We start from the raw sequence: 25,979 nt of genomic DNA on the forward strand, positions 1-25,979 counted from the left end.
TCCTACCGGGGTGTGAAGTTGGCGATCAATATCTGATCTGCGCTGACGGTGAAGGTGTACGACGGCGTCGTCGCCACCACTGTGCCATCGACGGTCCAGTTCTGGAAAACGCTATCCGAAGATGGCGCCGCCGTCACGGTCACCTGCGCGCCAACCTCGTACGTCCCGGGCTCCGACTCGTTCCCGGCGATCGCGACGGTCCCGTTCCCACTCGCCCCGACTTTGATGCTTCGTTGCACGACGTTGATCACCATCACGTTGTGCAACGTCGCCGGCCCGCTCAGCGTGGCGCCGTTGTAGCGCGCGAGATTGGTCGCCTCGACGTCACCGCTGACCACCTGGATCGTGTGCCCGTCAGCGCCGAGGTTGTCGGTGCCCAGGTTGAACGCGGCCAACTGGCCCGAGTTCACCACCAGTCCGTCGTGGAACCCGTATGCGAACACGTTCAGCAACGTCAGCCCGCGGGCCCCGTCCACGGTGACGATCTTCGCGATCTTGCGCATGTACTTGTCGATGACGAGCTCGAAGATGCTGCCCTCGTTCATCCAGTACGGCTGCTGGTACCCGACCCGGGTGACCGCGTTCCCGTTCGACAGCACGCCCTCGACCCGGCCGTTGCGGCCCGGACCGATCGCGATCGCGTGGTCGAAGAACGCCCCGGCGACCTTCCGGACCACGACGTCGTCACCGCTGAGGTCGATCCCGTTCCACGCGTTCGGGAACCCGGCGTTGATCACGTAGTTCGCGCCGGCGTGCCCGCGGATCGCGTACGGGTACGCGACGACCCCGGCCGCGGATCCCGGGTTGTTCTCCGGGTAGAAGACCCGCAGCCCGCGCACACCCGCGCTCTTCCCGAGCGTCACGAGGGCCGTGTCCGTGTTTCGCTCGAACGCCTGGAGAACGGTCCCGCCGCTCGCCCCACCCTGATCCCGGTTCGGTACGGCGGACGCGCCCCGCAGCTCGACCTTCGCCGGCACGCTGAGATGCGTGCCGATCCGGTACCAGCCGGCCGGGAGATACACGATCCCGCCCCCGTCCCGCCCGGCGCGATCGAGCACCTGCTGTACGGCGCGCGTCGCGTCCGCGGCCGGCAGGTACCCGACTCCGTGCGGCGCGTCCACGACGTACAGCCTCTGCACCGGCTTCGGCAGTGGCTTCTGCGTGTACGTCGGCGCCGTACCCGACATGTGGTGGATGATCCCGGACTGTGGCCCGGTGACCTCGGTGCCGGTGAGCTTCACGTAGCCGCGCGAGTTGTTCGTGATCCCGCCCTCGACGTGCCCGCCGGCCAGCGTCATACCCCACCGGTCGTCCATCACGTCCACGAGAACGCCGGTCCCGGTCCGCCGGATGTCCGGCTGCAGGATGCTCCCGGTGAACTGCGCCCGCTGCCCGGCGACGACGTGCACGCCGACTGCGTAGTCCGACAGCGAGATCCGGTAGAACTGGTCCCACTCGAGATCACCGAGCACCAGCCCGGTCCCGTGCGCCCGGGTCCACGCGTCCAGCGCCGCCCGGGCCGGCGGGTGGAAGGCGGCCGGCGCCGACGCCCAGTAGGAGTTGCTGAAGGCAACGTTCTCCCAGGTCCCGACATCGGCGCCGTTGTAGGCGCGCGCGCCTTCGAGCAGCGCCGTACCGGTCACGTTGCGGATCGTGGTGGACTCGTGTACCTGACCCGAGCTCGGTGCGTTGCCATGGTCGTTCGGCATCGTGCTGACGCCGATCCCGCGGTACGAGTTCAGCATCGTGACGTCGGAAACGGTCGACATCATGTAGTTCTCGTTACCGATCCAGGCGCCGCCCGGGATCTCGAAGGTGTAGTTGTACGGGACCGGGTCCGCCGCGTTCTGGTTCGGGTAGTACGTCGTCACGCCGAGGACGCCCGCGCTGCCGCCGATCCGGAACAGGCTCGGTCCGTCGTCGCCGGGAGCCAGATCCGCGACGATCACCGTGCCGGTGCCGAGCTTCGGCCCGTGATCACCGCGCAGACTGCAGAAGGCGTGCACCTCGATCGTGTCGGTGACCTTGTACGTCCCGGCCGGCAGCCAGACCGTCCCGCCACCCGCGTCCTGGCACGCGTAGATCGCCTGCTGGATCGCCTTGGTCGAGTCCCGCCGGCCCGTGCGATCAGCGCCGTACTGCGTCGCGTCGAAGTCGGCGACCACGCCGTCCTCGGTCGGATTGGCGGTCTGGACGAGCCGCGGCTTCGGAGTCATGACCGGGGCCAGCCGGAGCTGCAGCTCATTGACGATGAAGGAGTCCGCGCCGGTCATTGCGACCCGAACGTACCGCGGGCTGACCGTTGCGAACCGCGTGCGGCTGATCTGGTTCCCGCCCGGCGAGCCGGTCCGGCCGACTGCGGTGAAGTTCTTGCCGTCGTTCGACACCTGGACCGTGTAGTCGGGGGAGTACGCCTGCGCCCACTCCACCCGGACGTCGTTCACCGGCCGTGGCTTGCCCAGGTCCAGCTGCAGCCAGGAGTCGCCCGGCCCGCTCGTCCAGGCCGTGTCGTGGTTCCCGTCGTTGACGTTCGTAGCGCCGGTGCCACCGCTGGCCGACGCAGTACCGTCGTCCGCGAAGTTGGTGTCGACGACCGAGGCGTTGAAGGCGTCCAGCTTGACCTGCAGCGTCCGCAGCGCCGCCTTGACCTGTACGTCGGTCACGCCCGGCGTCGCCGCGACCGCGCGCGCGTCGTCGATCGCAGCCCGGAAGGTAGCCCTGCTCCCGGCGGGGAACTGCCCGTCGCGAGTCCCTTCCCGCGCAGCCTTCTCGACGCGGGCGGCCTGGTCGATCAGGTCGACCAGCCCCTCGGTGACGTCGAGCGTCGACGCGACCTTCGCGACCCGGACGGCTGCCACCTTGAGGTCGACCGACCCGTCGCCGTTGTGGATCCGGAAGTCGCCGCCGTTCGACCGGTTCGTCATCACCGCGTCCGGCAGCGCGAACGTGTACGTCTTCCACGTCTTGGTGTCGCCGTACCGCACCACCTCGGAGTTCTTGAACTTCTCCGGGACCGTCTCGCCGGGCGAGTCGTAGTGCAGCCCGAACTGGCCGTTGCCCTCGTCGAAGTAGTCGATGCTGACCAGGACGAGCCCGTGGTTGTCATACAGGTAGGTGTCAGCCACGTTCAGGTAGAAGAAGCTGGTGCCCGGAGGCGGGGCCGTCCGGTCGGTCTGCCAGTACGAACGCCCGTCGACGACACCCGTGATCAGGTGCGAGCCGTCGTCACCGGCCCGCGGACTGATCCCGTTCTGCACCGGCGCGGTGCCGAGCTGGACCGAGGCGCCGGCGGTACTGATCCGCAGGCGGTTGATCGTGACGTCAGTGCTGCCGAAGACGCGCACGTCGGCGTCACCCAGCCGGTTGGTGAACGAGATGCCGTCGAGCGAGAACACCCCGGTCTTCCACTGGCCGCTGTTGGTCAGCTGGATGGCGGTCGCGTCCTGCGCCGGGTCGGCCTTGGCGTCGTACTGCAGTTCGAGTGTGCCCGAGCCGTTGTCGAGATAGGTCACCGTCACCAGGACGTCGTCGGTACCGATCTCGTCGACGTAATCGTGGTCGACATCGAACTCGAGGTAGCCCGTCCCGGCCGCCTGGTTCGTCTGCCAGTAGGTCTTGCCCTGCTCGGTCCCGGTCCGCAGCCCGGCCGGATCGTCACCGGCAGCGGGTTGCACGCCGAGCGTGGTCGGGGTCGGTCCGAGGTCGGCACCGACCCCGCTGGGGTACATCGTGGCGGCGTGCGCCGCTGGTACGGCGAGGACGCTGGTGAGTAGTAGTGCGGGGAGGACCCGCGCGAGCAGGCGTCTGGACATGGTGGAACCTCCAGGTGGCGGGCTGGAAGGACACGAGACAGCAGCTGCGCGGATAAGTTAAACCAAGCGTGTTACTTATTCAAGAGCCCGGCGCCGCGGCAGGAAAAGGGCTGGTACGGCGGCCACCGCCATGAACCCGATCGCCCACGCGAAGCTGTGCGCGTACGCCGCTGACGGCGCGTGCCCGATCAGCTGACTCTGCAGGATCACCGCCAGCGTCGCCGCGCCGAACGCCCCGCCGAGCTGCTGCAGGATCCGCGTCGTGCTGCTCGCGTGGGGGAGCTGTGCCGGCTCGAGATCGCGGAAGGCGCCGACCAGCACAGCCAGGTTGACCGCGCTCAGTCCGGCCCCACGGATCACCAGAGCGATCGCCAGCATCCAGTACGCCGTACCGCTGAAGGCGAACGGGATCGTGCCGAGGGTGGTCAGCGCGATGCCGATCAGCACGACCGGGCGCGCGCCGTACCGGTCGGTGAGGCCGCCGGCGACGCGGGCGAGCAGGCTGCCGACACCTTGCGGGACGAGGAGAAGTCCGGCTGCGGTGACGGTCTCGCCGCGGGCCTGTTGGTAGAAGAGCGGGAGGAGCAGCATCGCGCCGTACAGCGCGAAGCCGGTCAGGAAGAGCAGAGCGGTCGAGGCGGTGAAGGACCTTGTCCGGAAGAGCGCTAGGTCGATGATCGGCTCGGCAGTCTTACGCAGGACGAAGGCGACCAGCAGGAGCACTCCGGCAACCAGCGGGATCAGCACACTCGGGTGGACGAACCCGCCTCGGTCGCCGACCTGGCTGAGCGCGTAGATGATGGCGGCGAGACCGGGGGAGATGAGCAACAGTCCTGGTACGTCGAGAGCCGCGGCGGTCGGCTTCGGGTCGGGCGCCAGGACGCGGACCGCGAAGACGATCGCGAGGACACAGATCGGCGCGTTCACGTAGAAGATCCAGCGCCAGTCGAGATGGCCGACCAGGACGCCGCCGAGCACCGGACCGAGGATCGGTCCGATCAGTGCGGGCAGCGAGACGACCGCCATCAGCCGGCCGATCCGGTCCCGGCCGGCGGCGCGGAGCAGCAGGGTCTGCATGATCGGGAGCATCAGCCCACCGCCGATGCCCTGGATCACCCGGAACCCGATCAGCGACTCGATGTTCCAGGCGATCCCGCACAGCATCGACCCGGTCAGGAACAGGGCGAGCGCGACGATCCACATCCGCTTGGCGCCGAAGCGGTTCGACGCCCAGCCGGTGATCGGGATGGCGATGGCCAGGGCGAGCAGGTACGCCGTACTCACCCACTGGACCGTGGACACCGGCGCGTGCAGCTCGGAGCCGAGGGTGTGTAGCGCGACCGTGACGATCGTGCTGTCGAGCAGTGGTGCGAGTGCGCCGAGGACGAGGACCGAGGCGAGCTTGAGCACGCCCCGGTCGAGGCCTGTCGTAGTGGTGGTCATTCAGCAATCTCCTTAGAGACTATGCGTCTCTTATCGATTGCTAGAGTAAGCTCGTCGAGGTAAGAGACGCAAGGTCTCTTGTTAGGAGTCGCCCGATGGAGCAGCAGCGCCGGCGAGGTGCCGAACTCGAGGCCGCCCTGCTCGATGCCGCCTGGGACGAGGTGCACGAGTCCGGGTACGCGCGGTTCACGATGGAGGCCGTGGCGGCGCGGGCGCATACCGGCAAGCAGGTGCTGTACCGACGCTGGCGGAACCGGGCGGACCTGGTGATCGCCGCGATGCGGCACCGGACCGGGTCGATCGTCGAGGACCTGCCCGACACCGGGACCCTCCGCGGCGACACCCTGGCCCTGCTGCAGCGGATGGCCGACCGATTCGCCACGATCGGGCCGGAGATCACCCACGGGCTGCTGTCCGAGGCGCCGGACCTGGATCCGGAGATCTACCGGCGGATGACCGGCGCGATGGCGACCCTAGTGAAGCGGGCGGCCGAGCGCGGCGAGATCCCGGCCGTGGAGGTCCCGGACCGGGTACTCACCGCCCCGACCAACCTGCTCCGGTACGAGATGCTGTTCGCCCGGGAGCCCGTGACGCCGTCGACGCTCGTCGAGCTCGTCGACGACGTCTTCCTGCCACTGATCAACGGAAGGCGGGAAGGTTCCGGCTGACCCAGTCCGCGAACGTCCCGGCCGGGCGGCCCAGCACGGTCTCGATGTCGTCGCTGACCTGCTGCTCTTCCGGCGTCGGCGTACCGAGGATGTCGAGGGTCGTGTCGACGACCGGCTCGGGCATGAACGCGAGCATGCCGGCCCGGGCCTCGGCGCGGGTCAGCTCGACGTACTGCACGGGATCGCCGAGCGCGTCCTCGATGGCCTGGGCCTGCTGCCGCGGCGTGAGGGCGGCCGGGCCGGTCAGGCTGTAGACCTGCCCGGTGTGGCCGGGTCGGGTCAGCGCGACGGCGGCTACCGCGGCGATGTCCGCGGGGTCCACGACCGGTACGGCGACGTCGCCGAAGGGTGCGGCGAGGATGCGCTGCGTGCGGACGGGTTCGGCCCATTGGAAGGCGTTGGAGGCGAAGTTGCTCCCGCGGAGAATGGTCCAGTCGAGACCGGAGCCGGTGACCGCGTCCTCGTGGACGGACGGGTGACGGCCGGTCGCGACGCCTTGGCTGGACAGCAGCACGACCTTCGGGACGCCGGCGGACTTCACGACCTCGATGACGTCGGTCATCCTGCCGTTCGCGAGGAAGCTGCCGGCGGTGAGGAGGAAGAGTGCGTCCGCGCCGTCGAGGGCCGGCTTGAGGGTTTCGGGGTGGGTGAGGTCGACGCCGTCCGCGCGCGAGACGGCGGTGACGGTCTGGCCCGCGAGGGCGTCGACGAGTGGGCGGCCTACGTTGCCGGTGGCTCCGGTGATCACGATCATGGCCATGACGCTACTGGCCGCGGGATAGTAGGTACCTAGAGGATAGTATTGGCTTTGTGAGCGAGCCCACAGCCCTCGAAGCCTGTCCGATCGCGCCGGTCGTCGACCTGGTCTTCAGCCGCTGGACCACCCCGATCCTCTGGACCCTGAACGAGTACGGCCGGATGCGGTTCATCGAGCTGCAGCGCCGGATCGGGGTGATCACGCCGAAGGTCCTGACGCAGCGCCTCCGCCAACTCGAGCGCGACGGCCTGGTCGTCCGCGAGTACTACGCCGAGGTGCCGCCCCGGGTCGAGTACGAGATCAGCGACCTCGGCCGCAGCCTCGCCCCGCTCTTCCGCTCGCTCGCCGAATGGTCAGGCAACCTCGCGAAGGTCGACGCAGCCCGCCGGCACTTCGACGAAACCGAACCCGCCCACCGCCGCCCCTAACCCAACCGCCCGCCCCTACCCCGCCCGCGGCCGGCCCGCCGACGCCCGTTCGAGGGGATAACCCCTTGACTTGAGGGTTCTCCCCTCGCATACCAGGGGAGAAGCCTCAACTGAAGGGGTTATCCCCTCGAGCGGGGTCAGGCGACGCCGACGAGTTGGCGGGAGCGGACGGTCTCGAGCAGCGTGAAGAAGTGGGTGCCGGCGTCGGCGAGGGAGAGCAGGCCGGCTTCGTGGTGCTGCCAGCCGAAGAGCAGCTCGCCGTCGAGGATGCGCTCCTCGAGAGGTACGGCGTACCGGCTCAGCGTCACGCGGGACGGGCCGCTCTGCGGGTGGTGGTCGCCGCAGCCGCACTCGGCCGGGATGGTGATCGTGGTCAGCGCGCCGGGCGCGTAGGTGCGCAGCCGGAGCGTGGTGCCGCGGGCGGTGAACCGGGCAATCGTTGCGTCAGGCAACTGAACGAGCAGCTCGACCGGGACGGCGTGCGAACCGGGGAGCAGCCGGAGACCACGGGACGCGAGCAGGTCGGCGAACGCCGGGAGATTCATGCGATCTTCCTGTGAGTGCTGTGTCGGCGGGCGGGCCACGGAAAGGACAGGGCCTCGTGCGCCGAGAGTCGGCGCGCGTCAGCGACAACAGCAACAACACAGCAGCATCTGCATGCCGAAGATCATGGCAGAGCCCGGGGGCACTGCCAAACACCGTCCGCCATCTGGGACGACGGTCCGTGACGGGTCAGTCGGCCTTCTTGCCGAACATGATCTCGTCCCAGCTGGGCACACTGGCCCGCTTCCCGCGCCGGGCCGCCTTCTTCTTCGGCTCGGCCGCAGTCTCCTCGGCCGCAGGCTCGTCACCCACGGGCTGCTCAGCGGCGGGCTTCTGCTCCACGGGCGGAGCGGCCGGCTGCACAGCCTCGCGGGCAACCTGTTCGCGAACGGGCTCGGGGTCCTGCTGCTTTTCCGGCTCTTGGGTCCGACGGGTCTCGGGCTGACGAGGTTCGTGGGCGGGGGAGGCGAACGCCGGCGGATCGGCCGGTCGCTCGACAGCCCGCACCGTCGGGCGCGGCGCCGGCGGCTGGTCGACCGGTACGTCGATCAGCGTCGGCTCCTCGTCCGGATCCGGGACCGAATGCACCCGCCGAGCGCCACGCTCCGCCTGCCCAGAACTGTCCCGAGCGGTTTCGCGCGGGAGGTCACGCACGCTCTCGCGGGGCTCGCGCGGAGCGGGGTGATTGCGGCGGGGGAGACTGATCGTGTCTTCGAAGCCGGCCTCGTAGACGTCCGCACCATGGTCCGGCGCGAGCGTCGGGTCGATGTCGGCGACCGCGGTCAGCCGACGCTCACCAGGCTGCGGCTGCACGGGAGTGGGCATCACCTGCGCCTGCTCGCCGACCAGCCAGCGCGCCTCGTCGTCATCCGGTACGGCGTACCGCCCCGGGGCGTCGTAGGCGAACATGGCGATCTTCTCGTCCTTCTTCTCCGCTTCGTCCTCGGACTCGACGAAGTACGAGACGCGCACGGCCCAGCGGCCGTCCTCGCGCCGCCAGGCGTCCCACTCGGCCGACGCGGGATCCACTCCCCGCGTGCGCAGCCGCTCGGTCACCCAGGCGCCCAGGTTGCGCGTCGGGGCGTCGCCGCCACCACGACGCCGGACGGAGGCGCGCTGCGCGAGGCTGGCAATGTGGTCGCGCTCGGCCAGCACCGGGCCGGCGAACGCCATCACGCGCTCCATCGGCATCTGAGCGACGGCCGCCACCGCCTCGGGACTTTCGCCGGCGCGGATACGAGCCTGGATGTCTCGTGGGCGCAGCGCGCTCTCCATTTGAATCTCCAGCTGGCCGAGTCGGGCACGGTCGCCGCGGAGGGCCGCACGCAACCGGTCGTCGACCGGAACGGCGAACTCCTCACCCGTCTCTGCCATCGCCAGGACGAGTTGTTGACCGTCCTGGCTCAGACCGACGAGCCTCGCCTCGCGCATTGACCTTGTTCTCCTGTGCGGTTCTAGACAGTCTCTCCCGGACGCTGGGCCTGACCAAGACCGGCGCGCCGTGCCGCGCGGTCATTGTGGAGGTTACGTCACGAAATCACATCTTGCCTGGTCACCAGGGTCCTCCTGGTCACATCAGTCACAGTAGTCACAACACGGTGTGACGGCGAACTCCGCGGAATGCGGAGCTTACGCTCCGAAGCGCGAACGCACCGCAAGCGCACGCCTCAGGTCGTCGGCGCTGTCACCGACGGCCCGACGGATCCCGGACGACAGCGACTCGTCCGCCACCAGGTCCCCGGCCCGGTCCGCGACCCGCTGTTCGATCGCGAAGCGCGGGAACGCGCGCGTGGCCGTGGTGGCCACGACCCAGCCGGAGCGCAGCTTGTCGGTGCCGGCGATCTCGGCGAAGTACCGGTCGACGTACGGCGCGGTGAGGTCGGCCTGCGTCGGGTGCCAGAACCCGTCGCACGCGGCGTACAGCTCGTAGTTCGCGATGTCCGCGTCCGTCATGATCTGCGTCCAGGCCAGCTCCTTCGCCGCCGCGGTCGGCAACGCCGCCCGGCAGCGGGTCGCGTGCACGACGCCCTCCGACGACGCGTCGCGCTCGAGCTCCGCGTCGATCTCCGGAGTACCGATGGCGCCGAGCCGCGCGAGCTGCAGGGTGACGATCCAGCGCAGATCGGCGTCCATCGTGACGCCCTCGGGTACGCCGTCACCCGCGAGCCAGCCCTTCAGCCGCTCGACGTCGTCGGTGAACCGCGCGAACCCGCGCACCACCGACAGCTGCACGCTCGTCCCGGCCGGCACGGTCTCCAGCCGCGCCGCGAGCACCTCGGCCAGCCGCCCGCGGTTCGGCTCGTACGGCAGATAGACGCCGAGCAGGTGCGCGTTGGCCCAGCTCAGCATCGTGCCGACCGCGATGTCGCTCTCCTCGGTCGGCAGCAGCCCCAGGATCACCTCGAACCCGAGCTTCGGGTCGAGCTCGGCATCCGCGATCGCGTCCCGCAGGCTGTTCAGGACGACGGCCCGCGTGACGCCGTCGGCGATCTTCGGCAGCACGGCCGGCAGATTCGCGAGGCTGTCCGCGTCGAGCCGGATCTTCGCCCAGGTGTCGTCGCCCGCGTCGGGGATCACGACAGCGGCCGACGGATCGAGCGCGACCTCGACCACGTCAGCGTCCAGCAGTACGTCGACCGTCGTACCGCGGCCGTCCGCGTCGTACCCGCCAACGGTCAGCTTGTGCGGCCGCGCGGCCGGGAACTCGGCCGGCGCCTTCCGCTGCAGGGTGATGCCCGTCGCCGTACGGGACGCGCTGATCGTGTCGACACCCGCGGTCCGCAGCCAGCTCTGCGCCCAGCCCTCGATGTCGACGGCGCCGGCCTCGGTCCACTTGCCGAGCAGGTCGGCGAAGGTCGCGTTGCCGAACTCGTGCGCCGCGATGTGCGCGTTGACGCCGGCCAGGAAGACATCGTCGCCGAGGTACGCCGCGAGCTGCTTGAGCACCGCCGCGCCCTTGGCGTAGGAGATGCCGTCGAAGTCGTCGAGGGACGCGAGCGCGTCCTTGACCGCGTCGGCGGCGACCGGGTGCGTCGACGACCGCTGGTCGGACTGCAGGCCCCACCACTTGCGGATGTAGGCGAAGTCGATCCAGTTGTCGGTGTACCGCGTCGCGGCGGTCGAGACCCGGTGCGCCATGTACTCGGCGAACGACTCGTTCAGCCAGAGGTCGTTCCACCACTTCATCGTCACGGTGTCGCCGAACCACTGGTGCGCCATCTCGTGCACGATCGTCCGGGCCCGGCTGCTCCGCTCGCCGTCGGTCACCGCGGACCGGAACACCATCTGGTCGCGGAACGTCACGCAGCCCGGGTTCTCCATCGCGCCGGCGTTGAACTCCGGCACGAACGCCTGGTGGTACTCGCCGAACGGGTACCGGTAGCCGAACATCCGGTGGTACTCGTCGAAGGACTGCTTGGTCACCTCGAAGATGTCGGCGGCCTCGCGGTCGAGCGCGTCCTTGAGCGACTGCCGCGACACCACGCTCAGCGGGATGCCGTCGTGGGAGTCGGTGCGCTGGTGGTACGGCCCGGCGACGACCGTGACGAAGTACGTCGACAGCGGCTGGGTCTCGGCGAGCTCCCAGCGGCCGGGGGAGACCTGCGTCGCGGCGCCGTTGCCGAGCACCAGCCAGTCCTCCGGCGCGGTCACCTTCATCCGGTACGGCGCCTTGAGGTCGGGCTGGTCGAAGCACGCGAAGATCCGCGGCGCGGCGTCCAGGAACGACATCGCGTACGTGTAGACGAGACCGTCGGCGGCGTCGACCGCGCGGTGCAGGCCCTCGCCATCGTGCGAGTACAGCATCGAGGCGACCACGACCAGCTCGTTCTCCGGCTGGAGGTCGCTCAGCTCGAGCCGTCCGTCGTTCAGTCCGGCGACGTCGACCGGCGTACCGTTCAGCGTCACCGAGGTCAGCTCGTCCGGTTTCACGTCCAGCCAGCTGGACGGACTCGACGCGGTGAACCGGATCGTGGTGGTGGACCCGAACGTCCGCTCGCCCTGGGTGAGGTCGAGATCGACGTCGTACGACTGGACGGAGAGGGCGGCGGCCCGAGTGCGGGCGCCGTCGATGGTGAGGCTCGGCATGGGGGCCACTGTATGCCGAGATTAGGCTGAGCACATGAGCGATATGGAGTACCGGCAGCTTGGTGACTCGGGCCTGACCGTCAGTGTGGTCGGGCTGGGCTGTAACAACCTGGGGCGGCGGCTCGATGCCGGCCGGACCGACGCGGTGGTGAACGCCGCGGTCGACGCGGGGATCACGCTGTTCGACACCGCGGACGTGTACCGCGGCGAGCACGGGTTCAGCGAGGAGCTGCTCGGCAAGGCCCTCGGCGCGCGCCGCGACCAGGTGGTCGTCGCGACCAAGTTCGGCGGCGACATGCAGGGCCTGAACGGCCCGGACTGGGGCGTCCGCGGCTCCCGCCGGTACATCCGCAAGGCGGTCGAGGCGAGCCTGCAGCGGCTCGGGACCGACTGGATCGACCTCTACCAGCTGCACGTCCCGGACCCGGTCACCCCGATCGAGGAGACGCTCGCGGCGCTCTCCGAGTTGGTTGCCGAGGGCAAGGTGAGGTACCTCGGCAGCTCGCAGTTCGCCGGCTGGCAGGTGGTCGACGCGGACTGGACCGCCCGGTCCAACGGCCTGGAGCACTTCATCAGCGCCCAGAACCACTACTCGCTGCTGGAGCGCGACGTCGAGGACGAGCTGGTGCCCGCCTGCGAGCACCTCGGCCTGGGCATCCTGCCGTTCTTCCCGCTCGCCTCCGGTCTGCTCACCGGCAAGTACAAGCGGGACGCGGCCGCCCCGGACGGCAGCCGTCTGGCCACCCAGCCGGACCGGCTCGCGAAGGCCGACTTCGACAAGCTCGAGGCGCTGGAGACGTTCGCGGCCGAGCGTGACCTGAGCATGATCGACGTCGCGATCGGCGGCCTCGCGGCCCAGCCTGCGGTCGCCTCGGTGATCGCCGGCGCGACGACGCCGGAGCAGATCGCGCAGAACGTCGCGGCCGGCACCTGGCAGCCGACCCCGGCCGACCTGGCCATCCTGGACGAGCTCACGTGACCCTGATCCTCCTGCCGCCGTCCGAAGGCAAGACCGGACGGTCGCGCGGCCGTGCCGTCGACCTCGCAGCGCTTTCGTTCCCGGAGCTCAACGCGGTCCGCGAACAGGTCCTCGACACGCTGGCCAAGGTCTCCGCGTCCGCCGACGCCTTCGACGTACTCGACGTCGGCGCCTCGCTGCGGCACGAGGTCGAGCGCAACACCCGCTGGCGGACCGAGCCGTCGGTGCCGGTCTCCGAGCTGTACTCCGGTGTCCTGTACGACGCCCTCGGATACTCCACGCTCTCCGCAGGCACCAAGCGCCGCGCGGCGAACCGGCTCCTGGTCATCTCGGCCGCGTGGGGCGCCCTGCGCCCGGCGGACCGCGTACCGCCGTACCGGCTCTCGATGGGTACGACGCTCCCCGGGCACGGCCCGCTGGCGTCGGTGTGGCGTGATCCGTTGCGCGCTGCGCTGGCCGACGTCGACGGGGTGATCGTCGACTGCCGCTCATCGACGTACGTCGCTGCTTGGCGGCCGACCGGTGATCAGGCGAACAAGTGGGTGTCGGTCAACGTGGTGCGTGAGCGGGACGGCATGCGGTCGGTCGTCTCGCACATGGCCAAGCACGCCCGCGGGCTGGTCGCGCGGCACCTGCTGGAGTCGGGCAAGGACCCGGGTACGCCGAAAGCCCTGCACAAGCTGGTGAACGAGCGCTGGAACGCCGAGCTGGACCGCGCGGCCGCGGGCTGGACTCTCACCGTCGTGGAACACGACTGACGTTCACTCGACGGTCACTGGTGAGTGGTTTCCTACACAGCGTGATCGGGGAAGGCTGAAGGGCAAGCAACGTCAGGGGGGATCCGCCCTACCCTTCGGAGGACCTGACCGATGCGACGTCTCACTGCGCTCGTGGCAGCCATCGTTGCCACGACCACTGCCTGGGGCCTGAGTGCCGGACCGGCGCTGGCCTACCCACCCACCCCGCCGTCCGCTTCGACCGCCACCAGCGAGCTCGCGAGCCTGACCGTGAAGACGGAGGGCTCGACCAGCGGCTACAGCCGCGACCTGTTCCCGCACTGGATCATCCAGTCCGGGACCTGCGACACCCGCGAGCAGGTGTTGAAGCGTGACGGCACCGGCGTGACCGTCGACAGCAGCTGCCACCCGACCGCCGGTCAGTGGTACAGCGTGTACGACGCCACCTGGATCAACGACTCGTCCGGTGTCGACATCGACCACATCGTGCCGCTGGCCGAGGCGTGGAAATCCGGGGCGAACGCCTGGACGACGGCTCGCCGCCAGCAGTTCGCGAACGACCTCAGCATCTCGCAGCTGATCGCTGTGTCCGCGTCGAGCAACCGGTCGAAGGGCGACTCCGACCCGGCCTCGTGGCAGCCGACCAACGCATCGGTGCACTGCATCTACGCGCGCGAGTGGATCTGGGTGAAGTACACCTACGGCCTGTCGCTGCAGTCCGCTGAGAAGACTGCTCTCCAGCAGATGCTCGGGACCTGTTAGTCCTTGGTTAGTCCTCGAGCAACTGGCGGCGCTGGGCGTGGATGCCGGCCTGGAACCGGGTCCGTGCGCCCAGCGCCTCCATCAGCTCGGCCACGCGCCGCCCGACCGTCCGGCTGCTCAGGCCGAGCTGCCGCGCGATCGCATCGTCCTTGAACCCGGCCGTCAGCAGTGTCATCAGCCTGGCGTCGGTCGGGTCGGTCGTCGTGCGCGGTACGACGGGCACGGCCTGCTCCCACAGCAGCCAGAACATCTCGCTCAGCGCGTCGAGCAGCGCACACGGGTGGACGACGAGGGCACTGTCGACGAGCTGGTCGACCGACAACGGCAGCAGCGCGGCCTTGCCGTCGAACACGGCCAGCTTCATCGGCACCTGCGGATGCACCCGCGACGTCTCACCGGCATCGGCAGCGCTGAAGGCCTCGTCCACGCCGCCCGGGATGTCGAGCGAGTCGGGGGAGTAGATCCCGTGCACGACCACGCCCTCGCTCAGCAACCCGCGGACCTGGGTGTCCGACTCGTCGGCCTCTGAGGCGTAGGGCGGCCGGTCGAGGACGAGGAGCTGTTGCTGCGTGCCGTTGAGCAGCTGGAAGAACCGGGCGGCGATCGCCTCTTGCCCGACGATCACCTCGACGAGGTTCTCCGGCCGGTGCTGCTCCTGCGCCCGCAGCTCCGACAGCATCACGCGGGCCTCGGCGCGGACCCGGTCGAGCTCAGCACGCCGTACTGCGACCAGCGCGTCGACTGCGACGTCCGGCCGGGTCGGCAACAGGTGGGCCGGCTCGTCGGAGGTCATGGTGAGCAGGCCGAGCTTCTCCAGGCGGCCGACGCGGGCGGTGGTGTCCTGGTCGTCGCAGCCGAGGTGCTGAGCGAGCTCGGGGATTGTGCACCCGGGCGTCTGCAGCAAAGCTCGGTAGGCCGCTTCGTCGTCAGGCTCGACCCCCAGCGACTCCAGCATTCGATCACACTATCTGGTGCAGGTGCCCCTCTGGTGGGGTATGCCTACAGATGCTGGGCGCGCGCGGACCGGACAGGGGACGCCCGGTCAAGCCTCAACGCGCGCGCCCGCCTTACGCTTCACCCGCAGGTAGCTGCGCCAGACCACCCGCTGCAGCAGCAGCGTGACGACGCCGGCCACGGTCATGCCCGCGAGGTTGATGCCGAGTTGCGCCGCGGAGCCGCCGATCTGGCGGGGTGCCCACAACGCCAGCGACAACGCCAGGTCGCCCGCAGCCGGCACCGTGGTCACCGAGATGAAGACGCCGACCAGCGCGTTGCCGCGGCCGGCCGTCTGCGACAGAACCCCGGCGCAGCCGGCCAGGACGGCGACGACTGCCGACCAGCGATCAGGTCGCCAGATGAAACCGGTAAGGGGTCGTGCTGCCGTGACATCGCCGGCATCCACCCAGCCGACCGCGCGGGCGAGCAACGCGGCCAGCACGGTCAGGGCGATCGCGAGCACGAAGCCCCGGACGAGCAACGAGAGCGACCGTCGCGTCAGGCCGCCCTTGCGCAGGAACAGCCCGACGGCCAGTGCAGCCACGACACCGAACTCGGGGCCGACGACCATCGCTCCGACCACGAGGATCGACGAGTCGGTGATCACCGCCACCGATGCGATCATCGTCGCCAAGGTGAGGAAGGCGTAGTACACCCAGGAACCGCTCGCCTCGTTGTAGGCCTGGTCGAGGACGGCGTCCCAGATCACCGCGTCGTCGGGAGCACCCGGTGCGGCCTTCTCCGCTGCGTGGGCATTCCGCGACGGAGAAGAGTCGACCGAGCTGAGCGCGACGGCGCCGTCGTCGTACAGGCCCTGGCTCTTGAGCCAGGACAGGATGTCCGAGGTCGCCTCCCGGGTGACGTCGCACTCGATCACGTCGCCGTCCGGCCGGTGGGCGGCGCCCGGCAGCCGAACGATGCTGGTCGCCCGCGGGTCGGTGACGAGTTGGTCCAGGACGCGCTCGCTGCGATCCGGCGGCACGATGAGTCGAAGGTGCATCACACGGCACATGTTCCCAGCTGTCAGTGTGAAGCTTTACGTGACGCACTCCCTGCTGAGCGGCAGGAACGCCGCGCGCAGGACGGTGAGCAGGCCGGCGGACCCGGTGGCGACCGCGATCCAGCCGAGCGTCGGGTAGCCCGCGCCGGCGTCGATCGCCAGCCCACCGAGCCACGGGCCGACCGTGATGCCGACGTTGAACGCGGAGAAGTTGGTCGCGGTCGCCAGCGTCGGCGCGTCCCCGGCCAGACTGAAGACGCGCGCGTTCAGCGCGGGGTTGGCCGCGAACCCGAAGCCACCGAGCAGGCTGATCACGAGGATCGCGAGCACCGGAGTGGTCGCCGTCAGGGCGAGCGCGGCCGAGAGGGCGATCAGGCCGGTGATGCTGATGAACAACGTGTGGAACGGGAGGGCGTCGGCGAATCGGCCGCCGACAGTGATCCCGATGAATGACCCGAGACCGTAGAGAGCGAGCACCGCGGGGACAGCTCCCGCTGAGAGGCCTGTGCTGCGTGTGAGCAGTGGGGCGAGGTAGCTGAAGACGACCAGGATCGTTGCCGTCACCAACGCTGTGGTGCCGAAGGCCAGCCACAGTCTCGCGTTGACCAGGACTTTCAGCTCGGCGGAGAGCCGGGGAGCGGTCGCTGGGTCGGGTTTCTCGGCGGGGACCGTGGCGAGGACGCCGGACATGGCTAGGACGCAGAGCGCGGCGACGGTCCAGAACGCGGATTGCCAACCCAGGTGCTGGCCGAGGACGGTTCCGAGTGGCAGCCCGACGATGGTCGCGATGGTGAGACCGCCGGTCACGATGCTCATCGCTCGGGCCCGGCTGGTGGACGGGACCAGCGCGACGACGGTGACGGCGGCGACGGACCAGAAGCCGGCGTACACGAAGGCGCCGATGATGCGGGTGGCGAGCAGGACCGTGTAGCTCGTGGTGAGCGCGCCGGCGACATGCATCAGTGCGAAGACGGCCAGGAACAGGAGCAGCGCCGTACGTCTGGACCATCTGAGCGTGAGGACCACGAGGATCGGGGCGCCGAGGAGCATGCCGACCGCGAACGCGGAGATGAGCAGGCCGGCCTGTGGGATCGACACGTGCAGGTCGGTGGAGAGTTCGGGCAGCAGGCCGGCCAGCATGAGTTCGGACGTGCCTTGCGCGAAGATGCTCAGACCCAGGACGTAGACAGCTATCGGCATCGTTCCCCCTCACTGGCGATGGCCACTCGCAGTGTCTCAGAGATCACTGTCCGCTGTCGCCGCGTCCGCCACGGGCTGAGACTTGGGGTGATGCGGCATCGTGGAGGTATGAGCTCCCAGACCCCGGCGAAGCGGACCGGGCGTAGCGTCGACACCGGCAAGATCGGTGGCGGACTGAAGCTGCTGGTCGCGCTGGTGGGGCTGATGTGGCTCAGCGAGGTGATCGACACCGCGACCCACGGATCCCTGGACCAGTACGGAATCATCTCCCGCGAACCCCGCGGGCTGATCGGGATCCTGACCGCGCCGTTCCTGCACCTGGGCTTCGGTCACCTGATCTCGAACACGCTGCCGCTGGTGACGCTCGGCGCCCTGATCGCGGTGAGCGGCGCGGCCCGGTTGTTCCAGGTGACCGCGATCGTCGTGGTCATCGGCGGGTTCGGCACCTGGCTGGTGTCGCCACCGAACACGATCACGATCGGCGCCAGCGGCCTGGTCTTCGGGTACGCCGCCTACCTCATCATGCGCGGCCTCTTCAACCGCCGGCTCGGCCAGGTCCTGGTCGGCGTACTCGTCGTGATGGTCTGGGGGAGCGCCCTCCTAGGCGGCCTCCTACCCCAAGACGGCATCTCCTGGCAGGGCCACCTCTTCGGCGGCATAGCCGGCATCCTCTCGGCCTGGGTGCTCGCAGACGACAAACAGAAGACGAGGTAGCGGCTGACCTGGGTTGAGTGCTCCGCGCTCGTCGTCAGGTCAGGGTGGTCAGGTCGGTGTTGGCGCCGCAGACCACTACGACGACCCGTTCGCCGGCCGCGGGGCGGTAGGTGCTGGACAGGAGTGCGGCGTATGCGGTGGCGCCGCCGTGTTCGGTGGCTAGGTGGTGGTTGCGCCAGAGGTCGTTGCGGGCGGCAATGATCGCGTCGTCGGTGACCAGGACGGACTTCACCGCGAACTGCTGGACTGCCGCGAACGCCAGGTCGCCGATTCGGCGGGCTCCGAGTGAGTCCGCGGCCACTCCGCCCACGACGGTGTCGGTCGGTTGACCCGCCTCGAGGGCGCGATGCAGTGTCGGCGCCGCCTCGGGCTCGACCGCCACGACCTGCGCGTTGTCGCCGATCGCTGTCGCGATACCGCCGATCAGCCCGCCACCGCCGACCGCGACCAGCACCGTGTCGAACATCCCCGCCTGCTCGAGCAGTTCCAGTCCAACCGTGCCCTGCCCAGCCACCACCTCCGGCTGGTCGAAGGCATGCACCAGCAGCGCCCCAGACTCATCCCGCGCGGTCAGTGCAGCCTCGTACGCCTCCGCATACTCGTTGCCCACCTGCACGATGTCCGCCTCGAGCGTGCGCAGCTTCGCCAACTTGGCCGCCGGTACCGTCTCCGGCACGAAGATCCGCGCCGGCACCCCGAGCTCGCGCGCCGCGTAGGCCGCAGCGAGTCCGTGGTTTCCCCCCGAGGCCGCGACGATCCCGGTGCCGGTCAGCTCGCCGGTGTCTTTCGCGCTGAGCAACCGGTTGAACGCGCCGCGCGGCTTGAACGAGCCGGTGTGCTGGAGCAGTTCGAGCTTGAACGTCAGCCCCGGCGCGACCTCGATCACCGGAGTACGCCGTACCCGGCCCTGGATCCGCTCCGCCGCCGCCTGGATGTCGTCGAGACTTACCGTCATACGACAACCCTGCCACGATGGGCACTAGTCGACGGACGGGAGGCCACAGGATGGGCGCGTACGACGAAAGCTACCGGCGGAGCCTGGAGGACCCGGAAGGGTTCTGGCTGGAGGCGGCGGAAGCGATCTCGTGGAGCCACCCACCGACCCGGGCCCTGGACGCGAGTAACGCGCCGCTCTACCGCTGGTTCCCCGACGGCGCGCTGAACACGTCGTACAACGCCCTCGACCGCCACATCGAAGCCGGCCACGGCGACCGCACCGCGCTCATCTACGACTCACCGGTCACGGGCACCGGCCGCGCTTACACCTACACCGAGCTCCGCGACGAGGTCGCCAGGTTCGCGGGCGCTCTGAAGTCGCTAGGTGTTTCACAAGGTGACAGGGCCATCATCTACATGCCCATGGTCCCCGAAGCAGTCGTCGCGATGCTCGCGTGTGCCCGACTGGGAGCGATCCACTCCGTGGTCTTCGGCGGCTTCGCCCCCCGCGAGCTCGCCGCCCGCATCGACGACGCCGAGCCCAAGGTGATCATCGCGGCCTCGTGCGGCATCGAGCCCACCCGCGTGGTCGAGTACAAACCGATCATCGACGAGGCCTTGCAGATCGCGCAGCACCAGCCCGAGCACACGATCGTCCTGCAACGCCCGCAAGCGGTCGCCCAGCTGGGAGACCGCGACCTCGACTGGTCCTCGCTGCAAGCGGAGCGCGCCGCCCCGGTCGACGTCGCCGCGACCGACCCGCTCTACATCCTCTACACCTCGGGTACGACGGGGAAGCCGAAGGGCGTCGTCCGCGACAACGGCGGCCACGCGGTCGCCCTCGCCTGGACGATGCGCAACGTGTACGACATCGGCCCCGGCGATGTCTGGTGGACCGCCTCGGACGTCGGCTGGGTCGTCGGCCACTCGTACATCGTCTACGCGCCCCTCCTCGTCGGCGCCACCACAGTTCTGTACGAGGGCAAGCCGGTCGGTACTCCGGACGCCGGCGCGTTCTGGCGGGTGATCTCGGAACACGGCGCGAAGGCCCTGTTCACCGCCCCGACCGCGATCCGCGCGATCAAGAAGGTCGACCCGGAGGCGGCAGAGCTGGCGAAGTACCCGATCGACACCTTCAAGACGCTGTTCCTGGCGGGCGAGCGGCTCGACCCGGAGACGTACCACTGGTCGCACGAGCATCTCGGCGTACCGGTCGTCGACCACTGGTGGCAGACCGAGACCGGGTACCCGATCGCGGCCAACCCGCGCGGGCTCGAGCCGCTGCCGACGAAGCCGGGTTCGGCGACGGTCCCGATGCCGGGGTGGAACGTGCAGGTCCTCGACCCGCAGGGCAAGGAGCTGCAGCCGCACGAGGAGGGCGCGATCGCGATCAAGCTGCCGCTGCCGCCGGGCGCGTTGCCGACGCTGTGGGGTGACGACCAGCGCTACATCGACTCCTACCTGACGGAGTACGACGGCTACTACCTGACCGGTGACGGCGGCTTCTTCGACGAGGACGGCTACCTGTTCGTGATGGGCCGGACCGACGACGTGATCAACGTGGCCGGCCACCGGTTGTCCACCGGTTCGATCGAGGCGGTCGTCGCGGCACACCCGGCCGTGGCGGAGTGCGCGGTGATCGGGGTCCACGATCCGTTGAAGGGTCAGCTGCCGCGGGCGCTCGTCGTACTGAAGGCCGGCGCGACCGTGGCCGACGACGTACTGCGGGACGAACTGGTGGCTGCGGTACGCCGGGATATTGGACCGGTCGCCGCGTTCCGGGACGTGTCGGTCGTGGATGCGCTGCCCAAGACCCGGTCCGGGAAGATCCTGCGGCGGACGATGCGCGGGATCGCCGACGGGCGGGACGAACCGGTGCCGTCGACGATCGAGGATCCGGCGGTGCTCGACGCGCTACGCCCGGTCCTGCGCGTCGAGAAAGGCTAGGACGAGCGGGCTCGCGACCTCCCGGAACTCGTGGAAGTAGGCGTGCCTAGCGCCGTGGATCCGCTCAGCACGGGCGTTCGGGATGCGCTCGGCGAGCAGTTCGGCGTTGGCGGCCGGGCTGAAGATGTCGTCGCTGCCGTGCAGGACCAGCGTGGGTGCCTGGATGCTGGGGAGACCGTCCCAGGCGTCGTGCTTGTCGCTCGCGACGAGGTGCCGGCCCTTCGCGTACGACGGCATGGTCGTGTCGCCGAGGACGTAGTACGGGCCGGGGTTCTGCGCGAGCCACGCCGGGGTATACATCAGCTCGAGCAGCACGCGCTGCGACTGGTCCGCGGCGAGCGCCTTGCGGATCTCCTGGCTCCGCTCGTAGCCGTGCTTGGCTCCAGGGGACGTGCATCCCAGGACCAATGCCTGCACCCGCTCCGCGTAGTCGATCGCCAGCCACTGCGCAACGCGGCCGCCCATCGAGGTCCCGTAGACATGCGCACGGTCCAGCCCCATTGCGTCCAGCACCGCCACCACGTCGGCTGCGAACCCGCGCGTGCTGTACACCTCGTCCGGCTTGTCGCTCGCGCCCGTACCTCGCCAGTCGAGGGTGATCAGGCGATACCTCTCGAAGTCCTCCAGGATCGGATCCCACCACGTGTGGTTGTTCGACTGCCCAGCGAGCAGCACAAGTGGTTGCCCATCGCCCCGAACCTGGTAGGCGATCCGGCATTCGTCAGCGGTAGTTGCGTACGGCACGGCAGCAGTGTCCCGTACGCGAGTTAGGCTCGGGGTATGCGAGTCGTCATTGCGGGTGGACATGGACAGATCGCGCTGCGGCTGACCAAACTGCTGAGCGCGGACGGGCACGAGGTGGTCGGACTGATCCGCAACCCGGACCACGAAGCCGACATCGCGGCCGCCGGCGGGCAGGCCGCGGTGCTCGACCTCGAGCAGGCCGACCCGGCGGCAGTGGCCGACGTACTGCGTGGTGCCGATGTCGCGATCTTCTCGGCCGGTGCCGGGCCGGGCAGCGGGAACGCGCGCAAGGACACGGTCGACCGCGGTGCTGCGGTGTTGTTCGCCGACGCGGCCGAGGAGGCCGGCGTACGGCGGCACCTGCAGGTCAGCTCGATGGGTGCGGACTCCGCACCCTCGCTGACCGACGACGAGACGTTCACCATCTACCTCCGGGCGAAGTGGGCGGCCGAGGAGGACCTGCGTGCGCGAGACCTGGACTGGACCGTGCTCCGGCCGGGCAGCCTGACGAACGACCCCGGCACCGGCCAGGTGCTGCTGGGCGACAAGACCGGCCGTGGCCGGATCAGCCGCGACGACGTGGCGCTGGTCCTGGCCGGCCTGTGCGACACCCCGGCCGCGATCGGCCGGACCCTCGAGCTCATCGCCGGTGACACCGCGGTGAGCGTGGCCCTGAAGAACCTCTGACGTTGCCACAAGCAACGGGAATGTGACGGGATATGGCGGACACTCTCCGGCAGGTGACGTTCGAGCGCCTGGCCAACAGCAGCTACGAGGTGCGCAACGAGCGCGGCGGCACGCTCCGGATCGGGTCGGGCGGCGCGGACACCGACTTCACGCCGGTCGAGCTGCTGCTAGCGGCGATCGGGACCTGCTCGGCGATCGACGTCGACGTCGTGGTCAGCCGGCGGGCCGAGCCGACCGAGTTCCGCGCGGTGGTCCGCGGGGACAAGCTCCGGGACGCCGAGGAGGGCAACCGGATGGAGAACCTTGCGGTCGAGTTCACCATCCATTTCCCCGACGGTGAGGACGGCGACAAGGCGCGCGGGGCGCTGCCGCGGGCGGTCAAGATGTCGCACGACCGGCTCTGCACGGTCAGCCGGACCGTCGAGCTCGGCACGCCGGTCACGACGACCGTCAACGACTGAGGACTGCCAAGAACTCGGCCGGCGGGCGGAGCCTCGTTTTCAGCTGTTGGGTTGTTCTGGTGGTGTCGAGGTGGATGTGGGACAGGTCGCCGGGGATCGACGGCAGCTGCGACGGGTCGAGTCCGTCTCTTGCCGCGATCAGCCGGCCCAACTGCAGGCGGCTGAGGGGTTCGGGGCCTGCCACGTGGGCTACGCCGGATGCATCTGACTCCAGCAACTCGAGGAGTGCGGATGCCAGGTCGGTGACGTGGATCGGGCAGCGGATGTTTTCGGTGTAGAACGCGCCACCTTGTCCTGTCGCGGCACGGTGGACGCGGCGTTCCTCGGCTGACCTGCCGTCCGAGCCGACGATGAGCGAAGTACGCGCGATCACCGCATCGGGCACGATCGCGCGGATCGCCGTCTCCGCAGCTGCCTTGGCGGCGCCGTACGGGGTGATCGGGCACGGCGGCTCGTCTTCGGTGTACGGCGTGGGGCGTCCGCCGAAGACCGCATCTGTTGACACGAAGACCAGCCGTCGGCCGTCCGCGGCGAGAGCCACGTTGACGGCGCCGTCGGCGGTCGCGGTCCAGTCGTCCTGGCGGTAGGCGGTGTGGATGATGCCGTCGGGGCGGACAGCACGAAGTACCTCGAAGACCTCGGACCGTCGCCGTACATCAAGCCGGACACCGCCGGCGATCGGCTGAGAGTGGTACGCCGGTATCAGCTCGTGGTCGGCCAGTCGCAGGAGCTCGCTCCCCAGGAGTCCAGTGGCTCCGGTGACGAGCAGCCGCACCTCGTCAGCTTATGCCGCCGCAACGTACCCCGGCAGTGTGCGCGGCGCGCCGGGTTGTCAGGAGAATTTGTCTGCGGCTGACCGGCCGGGTGGATAGCCTGGCGGGCGTGGAGCTTGGGGTGAATGTGCCGAACTTCGGCCCGGGGACGAATCCGGCGCGGCTGCGCGACTGGGCGCGGACAGTCGAAGGGCTCGGCTACGACCTGCTCATGGTCTCCGACCACGTCGTGGTCACACCGGACGTGGCGGAGCAGTACCCGGCGCCGTTCTACGAGCCGTTCACAACACTGAGCTGGCTGGCCGGCATCACCGACCGGATCCGGCTCGGCACGACCGTGCTGATCGCGCCGTACCGGCATCCGCTGCTCGTCGCCCGGATGGCAGCCAACCTGCACGACCTCAGCGGCGGGCGGTTCGTCCTCGGGGTCGGCGCGGGCTGGGCGCAGCAAGAGTTCGAAGCGCTCGGCGCGGATCATGCTGAGCGCGGGCGGCAGACCGACTTCGTCCTGGCAGAGTTGCGGCGGGTCTGGAAGGACACCGCCGACTACGGCAGCGGCCAGATCCCGATCTGGGTCGGCGGCGGCAGTACGGCGGCCATGCGCCGTGTCGTCCGCTTCGGTGACGCCTGGCACCCGCTCCGCAACCGGACCGACTGGTTGCGCACGGCAACAGTCAGGCTGCGCGAGCTGGCCGCCGCCGAGGACCGGCCGGTACCGGAGTTCGCGCCCCGAATCCTGCTCCGGCTCACGACGTCCCCGCTGCCCGAGGACGAGCGCGTCGCCGGCGAGGGTTCGCTGGACCAGGTGCTCGCCGACCTCGACGTACTGCGGGAGCTCGGCGCGCGGAGCGTTGTACTCGATCCGTTCGTCGGAGACCCGTCCGAGACCGAACGGCCGGAACCGGCCTGGCAAGCGCTGGCGACGATCGCCGCGCACCGACAGAAGGAGACGACATGACCCCCGAAGCCGAAGGCTTTCTCCGTCGGGCGATTGCCCTGGCCGCCGCCGCGCGCGAAGCCGGCAACCCGCCGTTCGGCTCGCTGCTGGTCGGCCCGGACGGGACCGTGCTGATCGAGTCGCAGAACACGACCATCACCGACCGCGACATCAGCTTCCATCCGGAGCTGAAGCTCGCGGTGTGGGCCGCGCGGGAGCTGACGCCCGAGGTGGCCGCCGGTACGACGATGTACACGAGCTGCCAGCCGTGCGAGATGTGCACCGGCGCGCTGGCCCGCTCCGGACTCGGCGGCGTGGTGTACGCACTGTCGGGGGAGCAGCTGAACGGACTGAAGTCCACCGGCGCGTTCCCCGCCGTACCGCAGGAAGGACCCGCGCTGTACGACGAGGCACGCGTGCCGGTGGACGGGTACTACAGCTGACTTACTTAGGAGCGAGGCAGAGCGTGTACTTCGTCGAGCCGCTCTCGTAGACGTACGACGCCTCCGCGCCGGCGAACTGGTCGCACTTGCTGTCGTCGGTCGAGTCGTCGATCTTGCCGACGATCCGGTACTCGGCCTCGGTCGAGGTGCAGTCGACGACCTTCACGTTCGGGTTGCCGGAGGTGCCCTTGTTCACCACGCAGGCGCCGACCTGGGCCTTCGACTCGGTCGAGTTCAGGTTCGCGATCACGATCAGCGCGATCACCGCGATCGGGATCAGCAGACCGAAGATCGCCGGGCGCTGGAACAGCGGCTTGCCCGGATCCATCGGCCGGCCCTGACCCGGTGTCGGCTCCGGGAGGTTCTTGAACTTCTGGCTCGGTCCGATGTTGGTCAGCATCGTGATCGGGTTGATGATCGACGACCCGATACCCCACCAGCCCTGCCACAGGCTCTTCGAGGTCATGTCCCGGACCGACGCCGTACCGCACGTCTTGCAGAACGGGCCGCGCAGCTTGAGGAAGCGCATCAGGATGACCAGGCCCTGGTGGCCGCGCACGGTCGCGTCGACCGCCGGGTAGCCGCCACAGAACCTGCACGTCAGCTGACCCTGCGGAGCGAAGCCCGGCTGCTGACCTTGCTGCGGGAACTGCGGATACTGCTGCTGGGAGTGCTGGTCCTGCTGGGCGTACTGGCCTTGGTACGGCGGCGGGTACTGGCCCTGGTCCTGCTGCGGAGCCTGCTGCTGGTACGGCTCCTGCTGGTACGGCTGACCGCCGTACTGCGGCGGCTGGGCCTGCTGGTCAGGCTGCTGCGTGTACTGCGGGAACTGCTGTTGCGGCGGCGGACCGTAGCCGCCCGGCTGACCGGCGTACGGGCCCTGGGGCGGCTGAGGAGGGGATGTGGTCACGGATCGATCCTGTACC

General features: G+C 69.5%; 24 protein-coding genes. 11 read left to right on the plus strand and 13 right to left on the minus strand.

All coding sequences use genetic code 11. The features are described from left to right. Positions 1–2: 2 nt before the first annotated feature. Together AB0E69_RS20750 and AB0E69_RS20755 are read right to left on the minus strand one after the other, a co-directional pair. Positions 3–3,812 carry a discoidin domain-containing protein gene (locus AB0E69_RS20750; protein ID WP_360148040.1) on the minus strand — a complete coding sequence of 1,270 codons (3,810 nt, stop codon included), beginning with the start codon at positions 3,810–3,812 and terminating at the stop codon, positions 3–5. Between the two features lie 75 nt (positions 3,813–3,887). Next, positions 3,888–5,255 carry an MDR family MFS transporter gene (locus tag AB0E69_RS20755; RefSeq protein WP_360148042.1) on the minus strand — a complete coding sequence of 456 codons (1,368 nt, stop codon included), beginning with the start codon at positions 5,253–5,255 and terminating at the stop codon, positions 3,888–3,890. A 95-nt stretch (positions 5,256–5,350) separates the two neighbouring features. Between AB0E69_RS20755 and AB0E69_RS20760 the strand changes: the two genes are divergently transcribed. After that, positions 5,351–5,923 carry a TetR/AcrR family transcriptional regulator gene (locus tag AB0E69_RS20760; protein ID WP_360148045.1) on the plus strand — a complete coding sequence of 191 codons (573 nt, stop codon included), beginning with the start codon at positions 5,351–5,353 and terminating at the stop codon, positions 5,921–5,923. Here AB0E69_RS20760 and AB0E69_RS20765 read toward each other — a convergent pair. After that, on the minus strand, positions 5,895–6,677 hold the full coding sequence (locus AB0E69_RS20765) for an NAD(P)H-binding protein (RefSeq protein WP_360148048.1): 783 nt from the start codon (positions 6,675–6,677) through the stop codon (positions 5,895–5,897). The two genes, AB0E69_RS20760 and AB0E69_RS20765, sit on opposite strands and share 29 nt — an antisense overlap. Before the next feature lie 56 nt (positions 6,678–6,733). Here AB0E69_RS20765 and AB0E69_RS20770 point away from each other — a divergent pair, with 56 nt between their 5' ends. Then, the gene (locus tag AB0E69_RS20770) at positions 6,734–7,108 is read left to right on the plus strand and encodes a helix-turn-helix domain-containing protein (RefSeq protein WP_360148051.1); all 375 of its coding nucleotides are present in this window, start codon (positions 6,734–6,736) and stop codon (positions 7,106–7,108) included. A 137-nt stretch (positions 7,109–7,245) separates the two neighbouring features. On the opposite strand, the gene AB0E69_RS20775 is transcribed toward AB0E69_RS20770, so the two are convergent. The 3 genes from AB0E69_RS20775 to pepN form a co-directional block, all read right to left on the minus strand. Next, entirely contained in the window at positions 7,246–7,653 is a 408-nt protein-coding gene (locus tag AB0E69_RS20775) for a hypothetical protein (protein WP_360148054.1), read from the minus strand. A gap of 187 nt (positions 7,654–7,840) precedes the next feature. Then, positions 7,841–9,082: a septation protein SepH gene (sepH, locus tag AB0E69_RS20780; protein WP_360148057.1), complete on the minus strand. Its 1,242-nt coding sequence runs from the start codon at positions 9,080–9,082 to the stop codon at positions 7,841–7,843. Between the two features lie 198 nt (positions 9,083–9,280). Beyond that, positions 9,281–11,737, minus strand: coding sequence for an aminopeptidase N (pepN, locus tag AB0E69_RS20785; protein WP_360148060.1), 2,457 nt, complete (start codon positions 11,735–11,737; stop codon positions 9,281–9,283). 34 nt (positions 11,738–11,771) lie between these two features. On the opposite strand from pepN, the gene AB0E69_RS20790 reads away from it, so the two are divergent. The 3 genes from AB0E69_RS20790 (at position 11,772) to AB0E69_RS20800 (ending at position 14,215) form a co-directional block, all read left to right on the plus strand. Then, complete coding sequence (locus AB0E69_RS20790) at positions 11,772–12,716, plus strand: aldo/keto reductase (RefSeq protein ID WP_360148063.1); 945 nt, start codon at positions 11,772–11,774, stop codon at positions 12,714–12,716. Further along, positions 12,713–13,474: a peroxide stress protein YaaA gene (locus tag AB0E69_RS20795; protein WP_360148066.1), complete on the plus strand. Its 762-nt coding sequence runs from the start codon at positions 12,713–12,715 to the stop codon at positions 13,472–13,474. Before AB0E69_RS20790 ends, AB0E69_RS20795 begins: the two co-directional genes overlap by 4 nt. A 111-nt stretch (positions 13,475–13,585) precedes the next feature. Continuing rightward, positions 13,586–14,215, plus strand: a complete 630-nt coding sequence (locus tag AB0E69_RS20800) for an HNH endonuclease family protein (RefSeq protein ID WP_360148070.1) — start codon at positions 13,586–13,588, stop codon at positions 14,213–14,215. A gap of 7 nt (positions 14,216–14,222) precedes the next feature. Here AB0E69_RS20800 and AB0E69_RS20805 read toward each other — a convergent pair whose 3' ends face one another. The 3 genes from AB0E69_RS20805 to AB0E69_RS20815 form a co-directional block, all read right to left on the minus strand. Beyond that, on the minus strand, positions 14,223–15,170 hold the full coding sequence (locus tag AB0E69_RS20805; RefSeq protein ID WP_360148073.1) for a LuxR C-terminal-related transcriptional regulator: 948 nt from the start codon (positions 15,168–15,170) through the stop codon (positions 14,223–14,225). An 87-nt stretch (positions 15,171–15,257) separates the two neighbouring features. Further along, on the minus strand, positions 15,258–16,211 hold the full coding sequence (locus AB0E69_RS20810) for a DUF389 domain-containing protein (protein WP_360148076.1): 954 nt from the start codon (positions 16,209–16,211) through the stop codon (positions 15,258–15,260). Between the two features lie 36 nt (positions 16,212–16,247). Then, positions 16,248–17,411, minus strand: a complete 1,164-nt coding sequence (locus AB0E69_RS20815) for a Cmx/CmrA family chloramphenicol efflux MFS transporter (protein WP_360148079.1) — start codon at positions 17,409–17,411, stop codon at positions 16,248–16,250. A 108-nt stretch (positions 17,412–17,519) separates the two neighbouring features. Here AB0E69_RS20815 and AB0E69_RS20820 point away from each other — a divergent pair, with 108 nt between their 5' ends. Next, entirely contained in the window at positions 17,520–18,125 is a 606-nt protein-coding gene (locus AB0E69_RS20820) for a rhomboid family intramembrane serine protease (protein WP_360148082.1), read from the plus strand. A gap of 34 nt (positions 18,126–18,159) precedes the next feature. Here AB0E69_RS20820 and AB0E69_RS20825 read toward each other — a convergent pair whose 3' ends face one another. Continuing rightward, positions 18,160–19,080: a threonine/serine dehydratase gene (locus AB0E69_RS20825; protein ID WP_360148085.1), complete on the minus strand. Its 921-nt coding sequence runs from the start codon at positions 19,078–19,080 to the stop codon at positions 18,160–18,162. 50 nt (positions 19,081–19,130) lie between these two features. Here AB0E69_RS20825 and AB0E69_RS20830 point away from each other — a divergent pair, with 50 nt between their 5' ends. Continuing rightward, positions 19,131–21,008 carry a propionyl-CoA synthetase gene (locus AB0E69_RS20830; protein ID WP_360148088.1) on the plus strand — a complete coding sequence of 626 codons (1,878 nt, stop codon included), beginning with the start codon at positions 19,131–19,133 and terminating at the stop codon, positions 21,006–21,008. Here AB0E69_RS20830 and AB0E69_RS20835 read toward each other — a convergent pair. Continuing rightward, positions 20,976–21,752 (minus strand): alpha/beta hydrolase, encoded by a 777-nt coding sequence (locus AB0E69_RS20835; RefSeq protein WP_360148091.1) that lies wholly within the window; start codon positions 21,750–21,752, stop codon positions 20,976–20,978. The two genes, AB0E69_RS20830 and AB0E69_RS20835, sit on opposite strands and share 33 nt — an antisense overlap. A 36-nt stretch (positions 21,753–21,788) precedes the next feature. Here AB0E69_RS20835 and AB0E69_RS20840 point away from each other — a divergent pair, with 36 nt between their 5' ends. Both AB0E69_RS20840 and AB0E69_RS20845 read left to right on the plus strand, forming a co-directional pair. Then, positions 21,789–22,439: an SDR family oxidoreductase gene (locus tag AB0E69_RS20840; protein ID WP_360148094.1), complete on the plus strand. Its 651-nt coding sequence runs from the start codon at positions 21,789–21,791 to the stop codon at positions 22,437–22,439. A 32-nt stretch (positions 22,440–22,471) separates the two neighbouring features. Further along, positions 22,472–22,900 (plus strand): OsmC family protein, encoded by a 429-nt coding sequence (locus AB0E69_RS20845; RefSeq protein ID WP_360148097.1) that lies wholly within the window; start codon positions 22,472–22,474, stop codon positions 22,898–22,900. Here AB0E69_RS20845 and AB0E69_RS20850 read toward each other — a convergent pair. Next, entirely contained in the window at positions 22,890–23,675 is a 786-nt protein-coding gene (locus AB0E69_RS20850; RefSeq protein WP_360148100.1) for a sugar nucleotide-binding protein, read from the minus strand. The genes AB0E69_RS20845 and AB0E69_RS20850 overlap by 11 nt on opposite strands. A 107-nt stretch (positions 23,676–23,782) precedes the next feature. Here AB0E69_RS20850 and AB0E69_RS20855 point away from each other — a divergent pair, with 107 nt between their 5' ends. Further along, positions 23,783–24,631, plus strand: coding sequence for an LLM class flavin-dependent oxidoreductase (locus tag AB0E69_RS20855; RefSeq protein ID WP_360148103.1), 849 nt, complete (start codon positions 23,783–23,785; stop codon positions 24,629–24,631). Further along, positions 24,628–25,053 carry a nucleoside deaminase gene (locus AB0E69_RS20860; RefSeq protein ID WP_360148106.1) on the plus strand — a complete coding sequence of 142 codons (426 nt, stop codon included), beginning with the start codon at positions 24,628–24,630 and terminating at the stop codon, positions 25,051–25,053. The genes AB0E69_RS20855 and AB0E69_RS20860 overlap by 4 nt, the downstream gene beginning before the upstream one ends. Position 25,054: 1 nt before the next feature. Here the strand turns inward: AB0E69_RS20860 and AB0E69_RS20865 are convergent, their stop codons facing one another. Beyond that, a complete protein-coding gene (locus AB0E69_RS20865; RefSeq protein WP_360148109.1) occupies positions 25,055–25,963 on the minus strand; it encodes a toxin-antitoxin system, toxin component in 909 nt (302 codons plus the stop codon). Positions 25,964–25,979: the final 16 nt, after the last annotated feature.

It is taken from the genome of Kribbella sp. NPDC026611 (genome assembly GCF_040638345.1).
Classification (GTDB): domain Bacteria; phylum Actinomycetota; class Actinomycetes; order Propionibacteriales; family Kribbellaceae; genus Kribbella.